Raw genomic sequence first — 17,662 nt, forward strand, 5'->3', positions numbered from 1 at the left:
CCGAGCAGTCTTGCCAGTACCACAGGTACTTCGCTGTCGTCGTAAGGTCGGATGGCATCGAATTCGCCCATCATGCTCTCTTGTTAGAAACGGCTAGGGTAAGTAAAGGTTTTGATCGAAAACCAACGGGGCACGGTCTGAAAAGTCAGCCAGACAAAAATAGCCCTGCAAATAGACCGGCGATTATACGCACAAGTCACTTGGGAGACCGCGATGCTGGAGAGCGCACTGTACGAATGTCCGTATTGTGGTGAGCAAGTTGAAACGACGGTGGATCTGTCCGGCGGTGATCAGACCTACATTGAGGACTGTCAGGTGTGTTGCCGGCCGATCACGTTCGTCTTGCAGGTACACGGAGAGGATTGGTTTCTGGAAGTCTTCAGCGAAAACGAGTGAGGCGCGCCCATGCAGCGAATCTACGAGCCGGAAAACCTGATGGAAGGCGAAATGCTCAAAGGCATGCTCGCCAGCGAGGGCATTGAGGCGCACTTGATTGGCCGCGATTTGCTCGGCGGCACCGGTGAGTTGCCGATCTTCGGCTTGCTCGGGCTGTCGGTCGACAACGATCAGGCCGAATACGCCCGCGAGCTGATCACCGCGTACAATGCCGCGCTGCCGCTGCCCGGCGATGAACCGGAGAGCTTCCCCGGGACGCTGGTCTGTTAGGCTGACGATCGTTTTATTTAGAGTCTTGTTGCCCCATGTGTGGACGTTATGCCCTGTTTCGCTGGAACCGCGATTTCGCGGCCCTGCCAGGTTTTCCCGCCGATCAGCAGGCGCAGTGGAACATTTCCCCCAACGATTCGGTGTTGATGCTGCGTGCCGGTGACGCCGGCGAACGCACGCTGGCCCGCGCCCGCTGGGGGCTGACGCCGCCGTGGCTGACCGACCTGTCGAAAACACCCGCGCATGCTCGCGCGGAAACCGTGGCCGAACAGCCGATGTTCCGTGAGGCGCTGCGTCAACGTCGCTGCCTGCTGCCGGCGAATGGTTTTTACGAATGGCGCGGGACTCAGCGCAAACGCCCGTACTGGCTGACGCCGGGGGAGGGCGCCTCGCTGTTTTTCGCGGCGATCTGGGAGGCGTATCCGGTGCAGGAACAGATCTGGTTGAGTACGGCAGTGATTACGCAGTCGGCGTCGAGTCAGCGCCGACCGTTGATTCTGGATGAGGCGGGGCAGGCGGCGTGGCTGGATCCCGAGACGCCGTTGCATGTGTTGCAGGCGTTGCTGGCGAGTGAGCCGGCGGTGTTGCGGGAGCGGGTGTTGGCGAATCTGATCAATGATCCGAAGCTCAATGGACCGGAGTGTTTGACGCCGGGTTGAGTTGTCTGGTCTATCAAGAGCCCCTCACCCTAACCCTCTCCCGGAGGGAGAGGGGACTGATCGAGGTGTCTTGCTTCATACATCGACCTGAGAAATCGAGTCGATTATGGATTCAAAGCAGATCGTTCAGGTCGGCGAACTTCTTGAATATCCCCCAATCAGTCCCCTCTCCCTCCGGGAGAGGGCTAGGGTGAGGTGCTTTTGAACTGTGGGACATTTCTGAAAGTCACTGCAACACGTCCGTTGTATCTGGCGTCGATACAATTACCCGCCTAGGATACCCGGCAGGTTTTCAGGGAGCTTTTGAATGAACAAGACATTGGTTGTAAGTGCACTGAGCGCAGCGTTGTTGCTGGCCGGTTGTCAGTCGGTCAACACCACCAGCGGCGGCGCCGTGGGTGTAGAGCGCAAGCAGTACATGTTCAGCATGCTGTCCTCGCAAGAGGTCGACCAGATGTATGCCCAGTCGTATCAGAAGACCGTCGGTGAAGCGTCCACCAAAGGTGTGCTGGACAAGACCAGCAGCGACGCCAAACGCGTTCAGGCGATCGCCGACCGTTTGATCGCTCAGGCGCCGAACTTCCGCCCCGATGCGGCGCAATGGAAATGGGAAGTCAATCTGATCAAGAGTGACGAGCTCAACGCCAACTGTGGCCCCGGCGGCAAGATCATTTTCTACACCGGGCTGATCGACAGCCTGAAACTCACCGACGATGAAATCGCTGCTGTCATGGGCCATGAAATTGCCCACGCCTTGCGCGAGCACGGCCGTGAGGCGATGTCCAAGGCGTACGGGATTGAAATGGCCAAGCAGGGCGCGGGTGCGTTGCTCGGTCTGGGGCAGGACAGCCTGGCGCTGGCCGACACCGTGGCCAATTACGGCATGACGCTGCCGAACAGCCGCGCCAACGAAAACGAAGCTGACCTGATTGGCCTGGAACTGGCCGCCCGCGCCGGTTACAACCCGAATGCCGCGATCACCCTGTGGGACAAGATGAGCAAGGCATCGGAAGGTTCACCACCGGAGTTCATGAGCACTCACCCGGCATCGGCTAGCCGGATTGCTTCGTTGCAGGCCGCGATTCCAAAGGTCATGCCGCTGTACGAACTAGCTCCGAAATCCTGAGTCGGTGATCGTTCCCACGCTCTGCGTGGGAATGCCTCAAGGGACGCTCCGCGTTCCAATGGGACGCAGAGCGTCCCCGGTTGCATTCCCACGCAGAGCGTCGGAACGATCCTTCTCTCAGGGTTAAACCCAACCACTGCTCTGCATCGCTTTGTACACCGCGACAATTGCCAGAATCATGAACGCCGACGCCGCGAGGCGACGGATCAGGGTCAGTGGCAATTTGTCGGCGGCAAAGTTACCGGCCAATACCACCGGCACGTTGGCAATCAACATGCCCGCCGTCGTCCCGATAATCACCAGCCACAAGTCAGGGTATTGCGCGGCGAGCATCACCGTCGCGACCTGAGTCTTGTCACCCATTTCAGCCAGGAAGAACGCAATCAGCGTGGTCAGGAACGGCCCGAACTTGCGAGCCGTGCTGCTTTCATCGTCGTCCATTTTGTCTGGCACCAACGTCCACAGCGCCGTGGCCGTGAAGCTCGCGGCGAGGATCCAGTGCAGCGTCGCATTCGAGAAGAAACTGCCGAACCAGGCGCCTACCGCACCGGCTGCTGCGTGGTTGGCCAGGGTCGCGGCGACAATACCGGCAATGATCGGCCAGGGTTTGCGGAAGCGAGCGGCGAGAATCAGCGCGAGCAGTTGCGTCTTGTCGCCGATTTCGGCCAAGGCAACGATTGCGGTGGGAACGAGTAACGAGTCCAGCATCAGGATTTTCCTAAGGGGCGGGTCGACACGGCTATGACACGTACAGCCTTCCCGCCCCGGGTAAGGTGTGCGTGTCATAGGTCTTGTCAAACCCTGCGATCCGTCTGATGCGGACGCTTGGGTCGCATACGCCATGATCTGAGGATCAAGTATGTTGACGTATGCCGGACGAGCTTGGCGCTCGTGGGAGACTACTCCCCTAGGACGGAGCGGATTCTGCCTAGGCAAATCCGATTGAGCAAGCCTCTTTTTTGAAAGAAGTTCTAGCCGCGCTTGGCCCGGTAAATCCGGAAGCCATTGCCTTCGGCCTTGATCGCGCACACGCCCAGATGCTCTTCGATCAGCGGCTGATACTTGAGGAAGCTGTTCGCGACCAAGCGCAGTTCGCCACCGTTTTTCAGATGTTTGGCCGCTTTTCGCAGCAAGTTCTCGGTGGCGAAGTAATCAGTGTGCACGCCGACATGGAACGGCGGATTGCTCAAAATTGCGCTCAAACCCATCGGCGCCGCATCGATGCCATCGCCTGTCAGCACCTCGGCCTCCAGACCGTTAGCGGCCAATGTCAGACGACTGCTGGCAGCGGCAAACGCGTCGACATCAAGCAGCGTCACCTGATTATGCGGATAGCGACGCTTCACCGCCGCGCCCAAGACACCCGCGCCACAACCGAAGTCGAGCAGATGGCCACTCGGCAATTTGTCCAGATGTTCCAGCAGCAGGGCGCTGCCGCGATCAAGACGACCGTGGCTGAACACGCCCGGCAGGCTGATCACTTTCAGCGGGCCTTCGGCCAGCGGCAATTCATAAGTCTGCGCGAGGCTTTCCAGCGATTTCGTTTCTGGCGCGTTGGCCACGGTGACTTGCCAGAGCTGGCAGTGACGCGCGCTGTCGAGTTTGCGCGGCTTGCCGAACGGATTGAGCTGTTTCGACGCACCTTCGATGCCGCTGCGTTTTTCCCCGACCAGAAACACTTCTCGCCCGGCCAGACGCGAGGCCACGGCGTTGAGAATGTAATCGGTCAGATCCTTGGACTTGGGCAAGAACACCACAGCGCTATCAAACTCACGCTCCGGAACATTCACGCCGAAATGGCTGCGACCTTCGAAGCGAGCGTCCAGCGCCGCTTGATCGCCGGCATGCCAGCACCAGCCGAAGGCGTTGGGCAAGCGCCCGAGCAGATCGTCGGCGGGCAAACCGGCCAACAACAACGAACCTTGAAACAACTCGGGCTGACGAAGCAGTACTTCACTGCGCGGATCCATAACTGCTCCTCAAAAAAAAGTGCCGCAGTTTATCAACTGACGACCCGCAGCGCCTTACCGCTGAAGAACGCCTGAGCGTTTTCGGTCAATTGACCGACGATGCGCTGCCGCGCTTCAACACTGCCCCAAGCGTTATGCGGCGTGACGATCAGACGTGGAATGTCGGCGGCCAGCAGCGGATTGCCTTGAGTCGGCGGCTCGACGCTCAACACATCCGTCGCGGCGCCGCCGAGGTGACCATTACGCAGCGCATCGGCCAACGCCTGTTCATCGATCAAACCGCCACGCGCGGTGTTGACCACGAAGGCGCCGGGTTTCATCGACGCCAGTTCGCGGGCACCGATGAAGTGGCGGGTGTGCTCGTTGAGCGGGCAGTGCAGGGTGAGGGCGTCGATTTGCGGCAGCAGTTCGTCCAGCGGCAGACGATCCGGGCGGGCAGGGCGCCCGGGGATCTGTCCGAGCAACACGCGCATGCCGAAGGCTTCGGCCAGTCGCGCCACCGCGCCACCGAGTTCGCCGTGACCGAGCAAACCCAGGGTTTTGCCTTCCAGTTCAACAATCGGATAGTCGAGCAGGCAGAACTGTTTCGCCTGCTGCCAGCGACCTTCGCCGACGGCTTTCTGATAATCGGCCAGACGCGTGGCGAGGTTGAGCAGCAGCATGATCGTGTGTTGCGCCACCGATGGCGTGCCGTAACCCTGACAGTTGCACACGGTGATGCCGTGAGCGCGGGCGGCGGCGAGGTCGACGTTGTTGGTGCCGGTGGCGGTGATCAGGATCAGCTTCAGATCGGGGTTGGCGGCCATCGCGGCGGCGTCGATCAAAATCTTGTTGGAAATGGCCACGGTGGCGCTTTGCAGGCGTTCGCTGACTTGCTCGGGCAGGGTCTGGGCGAAGAGTTGCAGATCGCTGAAACACTCGCGCAACGGACTGAGGTCGAGGTCGCCAAGATCGAGCGACGGGTGATCAAGGAATACGGCGCGGCGCGTGTTCGTCATCAACTGTACCTTTTAGGCTTTGAGCGTTGGGCGTAATCTGCCGAGCCTACCAGATGAAACAATTGGTTACGCAGACCCCGCCGCGGATACATATCCCTGTGGCGAGGGGATTTATCCCCGTTGGGTTGCGAAGCAGCCCTAAAACCATTCACCTCGGTGTATCTGCTCAATCGCGTTCGCCGGGTTTACGACTGCTGCGCAGCCGAACGGGGATAAATCCCCTCGCCACAAGTACTGCGTTTCCTACAGATTTTTTATTGACCAAGCTGCCCCAGAGGAGCCCCCATGTACTGGACCGAGTTCTTGACCGTTGCACTGATCCACCTGCTGGCCGTCGCCAGCCCCGGCCCGGACTTTGCCGTGGTGGTGCGCGAAAGCGTGACCCACGGGCGTCGCGCCGGTACCTGGACGGCACTCGGTGTCGGTACGGCGATTTTCCTCCACGTCGGATATTCGTTGCTCGGCATCGGCCTGATCGTGTCGCAATCGATCGTGCTGTTTAACGCGTTGAAATGGGCGGCGGCGGCTTATCTGCTGTACATCGGCTTCAAGGCCTTGCGTGCGCAACCGGCGAAAACCGTTACTGATGATCTGCACAAAGAAGCCGGCGTACGCACGGCTCGCGGCGCGTTCACTTCAGGTTTCGTGACCAATGGCCTCAACCCGAAAGCCACGCTGTTCTTCCTGTCGCTGTTTACCGTGGTGATCAACCCGCACACGCCGCTGTCGGTGCAGGCCGGTTACGGGATTTATCTGGCGGTCGCGACGGCCGTGTGGTTTTGCCTGGTGGCGATGCTGTTCAGCCAGCAACGTGTACGCGCCGGTTTTGCCCGCATGGGCCACTGGTTTGACCGCACCATGGGCGCGGTGCTGATTGCTCTCGGCGTGAAAATCGCCTTCACCGAGATGCACTGATCCCACCAAAACCTCCCACTGTAGGAGCTGCCGAAGGCTGCGATCTTTTGATCTTGATTGTTAAAAAACAAAATCAAAAGATCGCAGCCTTCGGCAGCTCCTACACATGCTCAGGCTCGTCCTGCGAGTGCGAGTGCGAGTGCAAATGCTGGCGCAAAGCTAGCATTTGTACGGCTCTGCAAATCATTCCTTTGGCTGATTTGGCTGGCGTATAAGGGTTCTAGAGTACAAATCTCTATGCCAACACCGTGCAGCCAGAAAAGGGATTCATATGTTGCAGACTCGCGTCATTCCCCCGGCCGATGGGGCCTACCAGTATCCATTGCTGATCAAACGGCTGCTGATGTCCGGCGCCCGTTACGAGAAAACCCGCGAGATCGTCTACCGTGACCAGATTCGCTACAGCTACCCGACCCTGATCGAGCGTGTTGCGCGGCTGGCCAACGTGCTGACGGCGGCCGGTGTGAAGGCCGGCGACACTGTTGCGGTGATGGATTGGGACAGTCATCGTTACTTGGAGTGCATGTTCGCGATTCCGATGATCGGCGCGGTGATCCACACGATCAACGTGCGCCTGTCGCCCGAACAAATCCTCTACACCATGAACCACGCCGAAGACCGCTTTGTGCTGGTCAACAGCGAGTTCGTCGGCCTTTATCAAGCAATCGCGCCGCACCTGACCACGGTCGAGAAAACCCTGCTGCTGACCGATCTGCCGGAGAAGACTGCCGACTTGCCGAACCTGGTCGGTGAGTACGAGCAACTGCTGGCCGCCGCGAGTCCGCAGTACGACTTCCAGGATTTCGACGAAAACTCCGTCGCGACCACGTTCTACACCACCGGCACTACCGGCAACCCGAAAGGCGTGTACTTCACCCATCGGCAATTGGTGCTGCACACCATGGGCGTGTCGACGATCATGGGTTCCATCGACAGCGTGCGCCTGCTCGGCACCAACGATGTGTACATGCCGATCACGCCGATGTTCCACGTCCACGCCTGGGGCCTGCCTTATGTGGCGACCATGCTCGGGCTCAAACAGGTTTATCCGGGGCGCTACGATCCGGAATATCTCGTGGAGTTGTGGCGCAAGGAGAAGGTCACGTTCTCCCACTGCGTGCCGACGATCCTGCAAATGCTGCTCAACGCCAAAGGCGCGCAGGGCACCGATTTTGGCGGCTGGAAGATTGTCATCGGCGGCAGTGCGCTCAATCGCTCGCTGTACGAAACCGCCAAGGCGCGCGGCATTCAACTGACGGCCGCCTACGGCATGTCGGAAACCGGTCCGCTGGTTTCCTGCGCACACCTCAATGATGAATTGATGGCCGGCAGCGAAGACGAGCGCACCACTTACCGGATCAAGGCCGGTGTGCCGGGGCCGCTGGTAGAAGCGGCGATTGTCGACGCCGAAGGCAATTTCCTTCCGGCTGACGGCGAGACCCAGGGCGAACTGGTGCTGCGTGCGCCATGGCTCACCGAAGGTTATTTCAACGAGCCACAAAAGGGCGCTGAGCTCTGGGCCGGCGGCTGGCTGCACACCGGCGACGTCGCCACACTCGACAGCATGGGCGTGATCGACATCCGCGACCGCATCAAGGACGTGATCAAGACCGGTGGCGAATGGATTTCCTCGCTGGATCTCGAAGATTTGATCAGCCGTCACGTCGCGGTACGCGAAGTAGCAGTGGTCGGCATCGCTGATCCGCAGTGGGGCGAGCGCCCGTTTGCACTGCTGGTGATCCGTGAAGGGCACGTGATCGGGGCCCGTGAGCTCAAGGAGCACCTCAAGCCGTTCGTGGAATTGGGCCACCTGAGCAAGTGGGCGATCCCGAGTCAGATCGCCCTTGTTACCGAAATTCCCAAGACCAGCGTTGGCAAGCTCGACAAGAAGCGCATCCGCCTCGACATCACCGAATGGCAGGCCAACAACAGCACCTTCCTCTCGACACTTTGAGTGTCTGCTGGCGCGCCGAAAACGGCGCGCCAGCCCCACCAAGCAAGCGCTTGGCTTGTGAAATCAAAAAAATCAGCCATCCTTGCCGTGCCGACGAGTGTCGGACTGGCGAAAGGACTGTTCCAGAGTGGTTGCTCACTGCAAATCACACTTTAGAGGGATCAAGCAGTACCCCCTGCTGGATATAGTCCGTTCAAGGATTTTTAAGAACGGAGCACACGCACAGATTGGGGCGAGCAACTTTGGAGTGATTTCGGGCAGCCTTGGCGCCCGGCCCTCCACAGCGTTTTTAAAAGTACTCACTGCCATAACAATAATGCACATGGAGTAGCGTCGATGACCTCAGTAAACCAGTTCTGGCGCCGGGCAAAACTGCCTCTGGCGGTCAGTCTTGCCTCTTCGCTCGCCGGGCCCGCATTCGGCGTCAGTTTCAACGTCGGTGAAATCGAGGGTCAGTTCGACTCGTCCCTGTCGCTCGGTGCCAGTTGGTCTACTCAGAGCCCGAACAAGAACCTCATCGGCGTCAACAACGGCGGCCACGGCCTGTCGCAGACTTCCGATGACGGTCACGCCAACTTCAAAAGCGGCGAAACCTTCTCGAAAATCTTCAAGGGCATCCATGACCTTGAACTGAAGTACGGCGACACCGGCGTGTTCGTCCGTGGCAAATACTGGTACGACTTCGAACTCAAAGACGAAAGCCGTGAGTTCAAGGACATCAGCGACAACAACCGCAAGGAAGGCGCGAAGTCCTCCGGCGGGCAGATCCTCGACGCCTTCGTCTACCACAACTACTCGATCGCCGATCAGCCGGGCTCCGTGCGTCTGGGCAAGCAGGTGGTGAGCTGGGGTGAAAGTACCTTCATCGGCGGCGGCATCAACTCGATCAACCCGATCGACGTGTCCGCGTTCCGCCGTCCGGGTGCCGAAATCAAGGAAGGCCTGATTCCGGTCAACATGTTCTACGTCTCGCAGAGCCTGACCGAAAACCTCTCGGCCGAAGCGTTCTATCAGCTGGAATGGGATCAGACCGTTGTCGACAACTGCGGCACGTTCTTCTCGCAACCCGACATCATTGCCGACGGCTGCGACAACAACCTGCGCGTACTGAACAAGCGTTCGCAGATTCCGGCCATTGCGCTGGGTCCTTTGGCGGCCAACGGCGTCAACGTCGACGAAGAGGGCGTGCTGGTGCGCCGTGGCGGCGACCGTGATGCGCGCGACAGCGGCCAGTGGGGCGCGTCCTTCAAGTACATGTACGATCCGATCGATACCGAGTTCGGCGCCTACTTCATGAACTACCACAGCCGTGCGCCGATCTTCAGTGCCACCGGTGCGCCACAGTCGGTGTACAACACCGCACGTGCACTGCCAGGCCCATTCGCGGCACTTGCGCCGCTGTTGGTCGCGGGTAACTCTGAGTATTTCGTTGAGTATCCGGAAGACATCCGTCTCTATGGTCTGAGCTTCTCCACCACCCTGCCTACCGGTACCGCGTGGAGCGGTGAGGTCAGCTACCGTCCGAATGCGCCGGTACAACTGAACTCCACCGACATCCTGTTCGCCGGTGTACGTCCGCTGGGCGGCGCACTGACCAACGCTTCGCTGCTCAACGGCGTTCCGGGTCAGGATCTGCATGGCTATCGCCGCAAGGAAGTCACCCAGTTCCAGACCACCCTGACGCACTTCTTCGATCAGGTCATGGGCGCCAGCCGTTTGACCGTTGTGGGTGAAGTCGGCGTGACCCATGTTGGCGGTCTTGAAAGCAGTTCCGACGTCCGTTACGGCCGTGACCCGGTCTACGGTCCGGGCGAGTTGCCTGCGACTGGCGGCATCGACACCTGCGCCAACATCCTCAACGCCAGCACCATCAACGGTGCCGGCCCGGGTTCGCCGCAGAACAACCGCAGCCGCAACTGCACCAACGAAGGCTTCACCACTGCGACGTCGTGGGGCTATCGCGGCCGTGCCATCTGGGAATACAACGACGTGTTCGCCGGTGTGAACCTCAAGCCGAACGTGGCTTGGCAGCACGACGTCAGCGGCTACTCGCCAGGCCCTGGCGGTAACTTCGAGGAAGGTCGCAAAGCGGTCAGCCTCGGTGTCGACGCTGAATACCAGAACACCTACACCGCCAGCCTGGCTTACACCAACTTCTTTGACGGCAAGTACACCACTGTGGACGACCGCGACTTCGTTGCGCTCAGCTTCGGCGTGAACTTCTAAGCACTGCATTTTCAGGACGAACGAATTTATGAAAATAACAAAGAGTCTGTTCCACGCGGGTGTTCTGGGTCTGTCGTTGCTGGCGACCGGTGTAATGGCGGCCGTCCCGGCTGCCGAAGCCGACAAACTGGGTAAAAGCCTGACGCCAATGGGCGCGGAAATGGCCGGTAACGCTGACGGTTCGATCCCGGCGTGGAAGCCGTTGCCGAAAAATGCCGGCAGCGTCGATGCGCGCGGATTCCTGTCCAACCCTTACGCCAGTGAGCAACCGCTGTTCACCATCACCGCCAAGGACGTCGACAAGTACAAGGACAAACTGGCGCCGGGGCAGTACGCGATGTTCAAGCGCTACCCGGACACCTTCAAGATGCCGGTGTACCCGTCCCACCGTGGCGCAACTGTGCCGGATGACGTGTTCGCCGCCATCAAGAAAAACGCCACCAACACCAACCTGGTGTCCGGCGGCAACGGTCTGGAAAACTTCGAAACCGCAGTACCGTTCCCGATTCCGAAAAGCGGTGTGGAAGTCATCTGGAACCACATCACCCGCTATCGCGGCGGCAGCGTGACCCGTCTGGTAACCCAGGCCACGCCGCAACCGAACGGCTCGTACAGCCTGGTGTACTTCCAGGATCAGTTCGTGTTCCGCGACAAGATGAAGGATTACGACCCGAAAAACCCGGGCAACATCCTGTTCTACTTCAAGCAGAAAGTGACCGCGCCTGCGCGTCTGGCCGGTGGTGTGCTGTTGGTGCACGAGACCCTCGATCAGGTTAAAGAGCCGCGTTCGGCGTGGGTCTACAACGCCGGTCAACGTCGTGTGCGCCGTGCGCCACAAGTGTCCTATGACGGCCCGGGTACTGCGGCAGATGGCCTGCGTACCTCCGACAACCTCGACATGTTCAACGGTGCGCCGGATCGTTACGACTGGAAACTCGAAGGCAAGAAAGAGATGTACATCGCTTCCGACAGCTACAAGCTCGACGATCCGAAGCTGAAGTACTCCGACATCATCAAGGCCGGTCACATCAACCAGGATCTGGCGCGTTACGAGTTGCGTCGCGTCTGGCACGTGGTGGCGACTCTGAAGGAAGGTCAGCGCCATATCTACGCCAAACGTGACTTCTACATCGACGAGGATACCTGGCAAGCAGCGGTCATCGACCATTACGACGGTCGTGGCCAACTGTGGCGCGTAGCCGAGGCGCATGCCGAGGACTACTACGACAAGCAAGTGCCGTGGTACGCCCTGGAAACCCTCTACGATCTGCAGTCCGGCCGTTACCTGGCTCTGGGCATGAAGAACGAAGAGAAGCAGGCGTATGACTTCGGCTTCACCGCCACCACCAGCGATTTCACTCCGGCCGCTCTGCGTCAGGATGGTGTTCGCTAAACCGCAGTAAACCCGAGGCCGCATCCTCGTAAAAACGCCCCGACTGGTTCGGGGCTTTTTTTTTTGCGCGGCCTCCGCGCCTTCGAACCGCCGTCAAACCGCTTTCGAACCGCCTTTGTAGGAGCTGCCGAAGGCTGCGATCTTTTGATCTTTTGTTTGGGCCGTGGGTTTTGGGTGCATATCCGTTGCTGCGGTTGGGGCTTCTGGCGGTTTCGCTCTTACAGCGACTCACTTTTCCAGACGCCGAAAAGTAAGCAAAAGGCTTTGCCCCCGGCGTACGGCACTTCGCTTAGGCTCAGTGTTCCCTCGCTACGGTGTTCATCCGGGGGCATCGCCTACGGTTTGCTTCGCTGCACCTCCTCTCGATGTGTGCGGCTACGCCGCACGGCGCTGCGCGCCTGCCCCGGATGAACACCTACGCTCGGCCTGCCGATGGGGGCGAAAATCTGAAGCCAAATCAAAAGCCAAAGCAGATCAAAAGATCGCAGCCTTCGGCAGCTCCTACAGGTCGAAATACGGGGCGAATGGCGCATTCTGGAAAGACTTTTGTAGCCATTTGTAGCAGCAACCTTCATTACCGGTACGTTTAAGGCTAGTCTGCGGACATCTGCAACGCCGCCAATAGCCATTCAAACAAGAGCCGGCCATGACTGATCTGTCCCCACTTCCGGGTCCTGCAAGCGTTGCCGTCGCGGCACTGGACGGGCGTTTCTTCCGTCCACCGTTGCCCGACGGCTACGTCTTGCGACCACGTCTGTGCGAACGCCTGCAAGCCGGGCTCGGCGGGCGATTGTTGCTGGTCAGCGCGCCGGCCGGGTTCGGCAAGAGTTCGCTGGCGGTGGAGTTCTGTCAGAGCCTGCCGGCGCACTGGCAAAGTTTGTGGCTGGGCCTGAGCCCGCGAGACAGCGACCCCGGGCGCTTTCTCGAACGTTTGCTCGAAGGCCTGCAGGACTACTTTCCCCAAGTGGGCAGCCGCGCATTGGGGCTGCTGAAAATGCGTCAGCGCCATCAGCCGTTTGCCTTTGAAGAATGGCTCGACGGCCTGCTTGACGAGTTGGCGCTGCACCTCGATACCGCGACGCCGCTGCTGCTGGTGCTCGACGATTACCATCTCGCCCAAGGCCCGGTGCTCGACCGTTGCCTGCAATTTTTCCTCAATCATTTGCCCGACGGCTTGCTGGTGATGGTCACCAGTCGCCAGCGTCCGGACTGGCATCTGGCGCGTTTGCGCCTATCGCGTCAGTTGCTTGAACTGCATGAACAGGATCTGCGCCTGACCCACGACGAAGCCCTGACTTTGCTCGATCGCCACAGCAGCTCATTGCGCGGCGAAGCACTGGAAAGTCTGATTCAACGCAGCGAAGGCTGGGTTGCCGGGTTGCGTTTCTGGTTGCTCGCGGTGGCCGAAGCCGGCAACGATGCCGCGTTACCGCAAGCGCTGAACGGCGGGGAAGGGCTGATCCGCGATTACCTGCTCGAAGAAGTCATCGATTGCCTGCCGGCCGAAGTGCAGGCCTTTCTCTACGACACCGCGCCGCAAGAACGTTTTTGCAGCGAGCTGTGCGACGCCGTGCGCGAAGCCCATGACAGCGCCGAGATTCTGCGTTTTCTGCAGGCGCATCAGGTGTTTCTGGTGCCGCTGGACGAGCACGGCCACTGGTATCGCTATCACCATTTGTTCTCCGATCTGTTGCGCAGCCGTCCGATCGCTCAGGCCATGGTGCCGACCGCGACGCTGCATCTGCGCGCCTGTCGCTGGTTCAACGCGCAAGGCTTGCTCGATGAAGCGGTGGAGCAGGCGTTACGCGCCGGCCATCTCGACGTCGCGGCGAATCTGGTGCAGAACCTGTCAGAAGAACAACTGCTGGCCGAGCAAAACGTCGGGATGCTGCTGCGCTGGAAAATGGACTTGCCCGACAGCCTGCTGATCAGCACGCCACGGCTGATCGTGCTGTACAGCTGGGCGTTGGGGCTGGCGTGTCAGCTCGATGCTGCCGAAGAACTTTCCAGCCATTTGAGCCGCTTCCTGCCGGCACCCTCAGCCACCGCGCAAAAGTCGATGCTGGCGCAATGGCTGGCGCTGAGCGGGATCATCGCTCGCGGGCGCGGCCATCGTGAACTGACCCTGAAATATTGCAGCGAAGCGCTGGAGAGCCTGCCGGCCAAGCGCTATGGCCAGCGTCTGATGTGCCTTTCGACGCTGTCCAATCTGGCGATTGCCGACGGTGATCTGTGGCGCGCCCGTGGGCTCAACCGTGAATCGCTGGAGCTGGCGCAGCGTGTCGGCAATCCGTTGTTCGAAGCCTTGGCGCATTACGATCGCGCTCGCGTGTTGCAGGCGCGTGGCGAAATTCTGCGGGCACTGGATGAAGTGCATCAAGGGTTGGAGCGCTTGCGCGGTCTGTCGCCGCAACGTCTGTACGCGGTGCGCGCACGGCTGACGTTATACGAAGGTTTTCTGTTAGCGATGCGCTTGCAGCCGCAAGTCGCCCGTACGCGTTTGTTGGCCGGCATCGGCGAGGCGCGTGCCTGTCGTGACATCAGCGTGTTGATCGGCCATTGCGTGATAGCGCGGCTGGACGGTGCCACCGGCGAATTCGCCAAAGCCTTCGCTGAACTCTCCGAAGCCGAACGGCTGATGCACATCTGGGACGTGCCGCCGATCTACTATCTGGCGATGATCACCCTGGTCAAATGCGAGCTGTGGCTGGCGCAGGGCCGCACCGATCTCGCCGAGGCCTGGCTGGCGCGACTGGGCCAGACTTACACCGGTGAGCGCGCCGCCGCGCCACCGGAGTTTCATCCACAACTACCCTTGCACGTTGAATTGCAGCAGGCGTTGCTCGACATGATTCAGGGCCAGCCGATGCTCGCCGAAGGGCGCTTGAACGTGTTGCACGAGAACGGTCAGCAAACCGGGCGACAGTTGCTCAGTGTGATGGCGCTGACGCAGAAAGTGGCGTTGCTGCTGGCCGGTGGACGCGAGCCGGAAGCGCGCAAGGCATTGAGTCAGGCGCTGGATGCCGCGGCTGGTGGCGTGCTGCAGCCTTTCGATGCATTGATCAAAGGGCATACCGACTGGCTGCGCGCCCAATTGGCGCCGATCGCGTCGACCCTTGTCGGTCAGCAATTACTCGGACACATGCCGCATGTTGCTGTCCGTGCCGTGGCCGAATGCTCAGCAGCAGAACAACTCAGCAGCCGCGAACTGGCCGTGCTGCGCCTGATCGCCCAAGGCTGTTCAAATCAGGAAATCAGCGAGCAGTTATTTATCTCGCTGCACACCGTGAAAACCCACGCCAGTCATATCAACAGCAAGTTGGGGGTCGAGCGGCGCACGCAAGCGGTGGCGCGGGCGAAGGAGTTGGGGTTAAGGGTCTAGCGACGGTAACATCCGGCATCGGCCGTTTTCGAGCCATTGCTCAGGATTTCCCATGACCGTTCCAGCCCCAGCGCTCATCCGCGAAACCTTCCCCGTCGGCCCTTTGCAGTGCAACTGCACGATCATCGGCGATCCGATCACCAAGAAAGCCATCGTCGTCGACCCGGGTGGCAATCCCGATCTGATCATGGCGCGCCTCGATGCGCATGGGCTGAAAGTGGTCAGCATCATCCATACCCACGCGCATCTCGATCACTTCCTCGCTTCCGGGCAGATGAAAGAGAAAACCGGCGCGACTCTGCATTTGCACAAAGAAGATCAGTTCCTCTGGGACAACCTCGAGATGCAATGCCAGATGTTCGGCGTGCCGTACACGCCGGTACCGTCGCCAGATCGCTGGTTGAGCGACGACGAAGAACTCGCCTGCGGCTGCGGCGTGGCGTTGCATACGCCGGGGCATACGCCCGGTTCCATGAGCTTTTGGTTTTCCGAGGCTAAGCTGTTGATTGCCGGCGACACGCTGTTTCGTCGCGGCGTAGGGCGCACGGATTTGTGGGGCGGCGATCAGGCGACCATCGTGCGGTCGATCAAGCAGCGGCTATACACGCTGGACGAGGACGCGACTGTCGTGACCGGGCATGGCCCGGACACGCGTCTGGGGGATGAGATGCGCGAAAACCCGTTTGTGCGGGCCTAAATATTTTGTCACGGGTCTGCTGCGGAATTTTTGTGCATTGTCATGATCCAACGCCCGCACGGGCGATTGCCAATGGCCGTTGCACCACAGAATGCAAAAGTAGGAGCTCTTCATGTTCACCACGCGTCGTTTGATTATTGTCGCTACTGCCGTGGCCTTGCTGTCCGGCTGCGCCTCGCCTAACCCGTATGACAATCAGGGCCAGGCCGACAGTGGCTCCCAAGGAATGAGCAAAACCGCCAAATACGGTGGCCTCGGTGCACTCGCCGGCGCACTGGCCGGTGCCGCCATCGGCCACGACAACCGTGGCAAGGGCGCGCTGATCGGCGCGGCCGTAGTCGGTGCTTCTGCCGCCGGTTACGGTTACTACGCTGACCAGCAAGAGAAGAAGCTGCGCGCGAGCATGGCCAATACTGGCGTTGAAGTGCAGCGTCAGGGCGATCAGATCAAACTGATCATGCCGGGCAACATCACGTTCGCCACCGATTCGGCGAACATCGCTTCCAGCTTCTATCAGCCACTGAACAACCTCGCGAATTCGCTGAAGGAATTCAGCCAGAACCAGATCGAGATCGTCGGCTACACCGACAGCACCGGCAGCCGTCAGCACAACATGGATCTGTCGCAGCGTCGTGCGCAGAGCGTGGCGACTTACCTGACCTCGCAAGGTGTCAGCGGTGCCAACCTGTCGGCGCGCGGTGCCGGCCCGGATAATCCGATTGCCAGCAACGGTGACGTCAATGGCCGTGCGCAGAACCGTCGGGTTGAAGTCAACCTGAAGGCGATTCCGGGTCAGCAGTATGGTGCGCCGCAGCAACAGCAGCCGGGCACGGTTCAGCAGTATCCGTAAGCGATTGCCTGAATGAAGAAATGCCCGATCCGGTGATCGGGCATTTTTTTGTGTGGCCTATGCCGGCCCCTTCGCGAGCAAGCCCGCTCCCACAGGGGAATGCATTCCAAATGTGGGAGCGGGCTTGCTCGCGAAGAGGAACTAAAAATCAACACACATCCCCAGACACAAAAAAGCCCCCGAACACCTCACTGTCCGGGGGCTTTTGGTTTGCAGCGAAGACTGCTTACTTCTTCAAACCCTGGTGCTCCCACATTGGAAATGCGTTCCCCTGTGGGAGCGGGCTTGCTCGCGAAGAGGCCCTAAAAATCAACACACATCCCCAGACACAAAAAAGCCCCCGAACACTTCACTGTCCGGGGGCTTTTGGTTTGCAGCGAAGACTGCTTACTTCTTCAAACCATAGTGCTCATCAAGCATGCCCGGCGCGTTCGGGGTTTTTGGTGCGTAGTCACGCGGCGGTTCTTGATTGTTGTGCGGTGGCGTCAGGCGTTCGCGTGGTGCCTGCGCCGCATCGGCGTGCAGGGCGGCCATCAGGCGCTGGCGTGTTTGCTCGTCCAGGGCCAGACGGTTGGCGCCCTCGGCGAGGTGATCCTGCACTTCCTGATAGCTCTGGGTCAGTTTCTTGACCAGCATCGCGGTGCTGTTGAAGTGGGTGACCACCTCGTTTTGATAACTGTCGAAGCGCTCCTGGATATCATCCAGTTGACGCTGCGTACGGCTCGGCGCGGCGTTCGGCGCAACGCGCGCGATCAGGAATCCAATGGCGACACCCACAACCAGGGCAAGAGTCGGTAACAACCAAACTAAGAGCGAGTGTTCCACG

The 17,662-nt window shown here is 59.9% G+C and carries 15 protein-coding genes and 1 riboswitch; of the genes, 11 read left to right on the forward strand and 4 right to left on the reverse strand.

Features of this window, described 5'->3' with window-relative positions:
- Positions 1-213 precede the first annotated feature (213 nt).
- From ACIP1X_RS21730 to ACIP1X_RS21745, 4 genes are all read left to right on the forward strand, one after another.
- Complete coding sequence (locus tag ACIP1X_RS21730; protein ID WP_053123703.1) at positions 214-396, forward strand: CPXCG motif-containing cysteine-rich protein; 183 nt, start codon at positions 214-216, stop codon at positions 394-396.
- Between the two features lie 9 nt (positions 397-405).
- On the forward strand, positions 406-666 hold the full coding sequence (locus tag ACIP1X_RS21735) for a putative signal transducing protein (RefSeq protein ID WP_007912819.1): 261 nt from the start codon (positions 406-408) through the stop codon (positions 664-666).
- Between the two features lie 35 nt (positions 667-701).
- Positions 702-1,325 carry an SOS response-associated peptidase gene (locus tag ACIP1X_RS21740; RefSeq protein WP_400755004.1) on the forward strand — a complete coding sequence of 208 codons (624 nt, stop codon included), beginning with the start codon at positions 702-704 and terminating at the stop codon, positions 1,323-1,325.
- A 307-nt stretch (positions 1,326-1,632) separates the two neighbouring features.
- Entirely contained in the window at positions 1,633-2,451 is an 819-nt protein-coding gene (locus ACIP1X_RS21745; protein WP_400755007.1) for a M48 family metallopeptidase, read from the forward strand.
- Positions 2,452-2,574: 123 nt separating this feature from the next.
- Here ACIP1X_RS21745 and ACIP1X_RS21750 read toward each other — a convergent pair whose 3' ends face one another.
- The 3 genes from ACIP1X_RS21750 to ACIP1X_RS21760 all read right to left on the reverse strand — a co-directional run bounded on the left by ACIP1X_RS21750 (position 2,575) and on the right by ACIP1X_RS21760 (position 5,419).
- A complete protein-coding gene (locus ACIP1X_RS21750; RefSeq protein WP_053123696.1) occupies positions 2,575-3,159 on the reverse strand; it encodes a TMEM165/GDT1 family protein in 585 nt (194 codons plus the stop codon).
- 89 nt (positions 3,160-3,248) lie between these two features.
- Positions 3,249-3,371: riboswitch (yybP-ykoY riboswitch) on the reverse strand.
- Positions 3,372-3,422: 51 nt separating this feature from the next.
- Entirely contained in the window at positions 3,423-4,421 is a 999-nt protein-coding gene (locus ACIP1X_RS21755; RefSeq protein WP_212545528.1) for a class I SAM-dependent methyltransferase, read from the reverse strand.
- Positions 4,422-4,453: 32 nt separating this feature from the next.
- Positions 4,454-5,419 carry a 2-hydroxyacid dehydrogenase gene (locus tag ACIP1X_RS21760; RefSeq protein WP_400755011.1) on the reverse strand — a complete coding sequence of 322 codons (966 nt, stop codon included), beginning with the start codon at positions 5,417-5,419 and terminating at the stop codon, positions 4,454-4,456.
- A 285-nt stretch (positions 5,420-5,704) separates the two neighbouring features.
- On the opposite strand from ACIP1X_RS21760, the gene ACIP1X_RS21765 reads away from it, so the two are divergent.
- From ACIP1X_RS21765 to ACIP1X_RS21795, 7 genes are all read left to right on the forward strand, one after another.
- Positions 5,705-6,334: a LysE family translocator gene (locus ACIP1X_RS21765; protein ID WP_053123690.1), complete on the forward strand. Its 630-nt coding sequence runs from the start codon at positions 5,705-5,707 to the stop codon at positions 6,332-6,334.
- Positions 6,335-6,605: 271 nt separating this feature from the next.
- On the forward strand, positions 6,606-8,288 hold the full coding sequence (locus tag ACIP1X_RS21770; RefSeq protein ID WP_400755013.1) for a fatty acid--CoA ligase: 1,683 nt from the start codon (positions 6,606-6,608) through the stop codon (positions 8,286-8,288).
- 336 nt (positions 8,289-8,624) lie between these two features.
- Positions 8,625-10,514 (forward strand): DUF1302 domain-containing protein, encoded by a 1,890-nt coding sequence (locus ACIP1X_RS21775; RefSeq protein ID WP_400755015.1) that lies wholly within the window; start codon positions 8,625-8,627, stop codon positions 10,512-10,514.
- A gap of 28 nt (positions 10,515-10,542) precedes the next feature.
- Entirely contained in the window at positions 10,543-11,907 is a 1,365-nt protein-coding gene (locus ACIP1X_RS21780; RefSeq protein ID WP_053123680.1) for a DUF1329 domain-containing protein, read from the forward strand.
- Positions 11,908-12,553: 646 nt separating this feature from the next.
- On the forward strand, positions 12,554-15,289 hold the full coding sequence (locus tag ACIP1X_RS21785; protein WP_400755017.1) for a LuxR C-terminal-related transcriptional regulator: 2,736 nt from the start codon (positions 12,554-12,556) through the stop codon (positions 15,287-15,289).
- A gap of 52 nt (positions 15,290-15,341) precedes the next feature.
- Positions 15,342-15,986 (forward strand): MBL fold metallo-hydrolase, encoded by a 645-nt coding sequence (locus ACIP1X_RS21790; protein ID WP_053123676.1) that lies wholly within the window; start codon positions 15,342-15,344, stop codon positions 15,984-15,986.
- Between the two features lie 112 nt (positions 15,987-16,098).
- Positions 16,099-16,836 (forward strand): OmpA family protein, encoded by a 738-nt coding sequence (locus tag ACIP1X_RS21795; protein WP_053123674.1) that lies wholly within the window; start codon positions 16,099-16,101, stop codon positions 16,834-16,836.
- A 387-nt stretch (positions 16,837-17,223) separates the two neighbouring features.
- Here the strand turns inward: ACIP1X_RS21795 and ACIP1X_RS21800 are convergent, their stop codons facing one another.
- Positions 17,224-17,661, reverse strand: a complete 438-nt coding sequence (locus ACIP1X_RS21800; protein ID WP_053123671.1) for a YhcB family protein — start codon at positions 17,659-17,661, stop codon at positions 17,224-17,226.
- Position 17,662: the final 1 nt, after the last annotated feature.

The organism is Pseudomonas sp. NPDC088885 (assembly GCF_044750025.1).
Taxonomy (GTDB): Bacteria; Pseudomonadota; Gammaproteobacteria; order Pseudomonadales; family Pseudomonadaceae; genus Aquipseudomonas; species Aquipseudomonas rustica.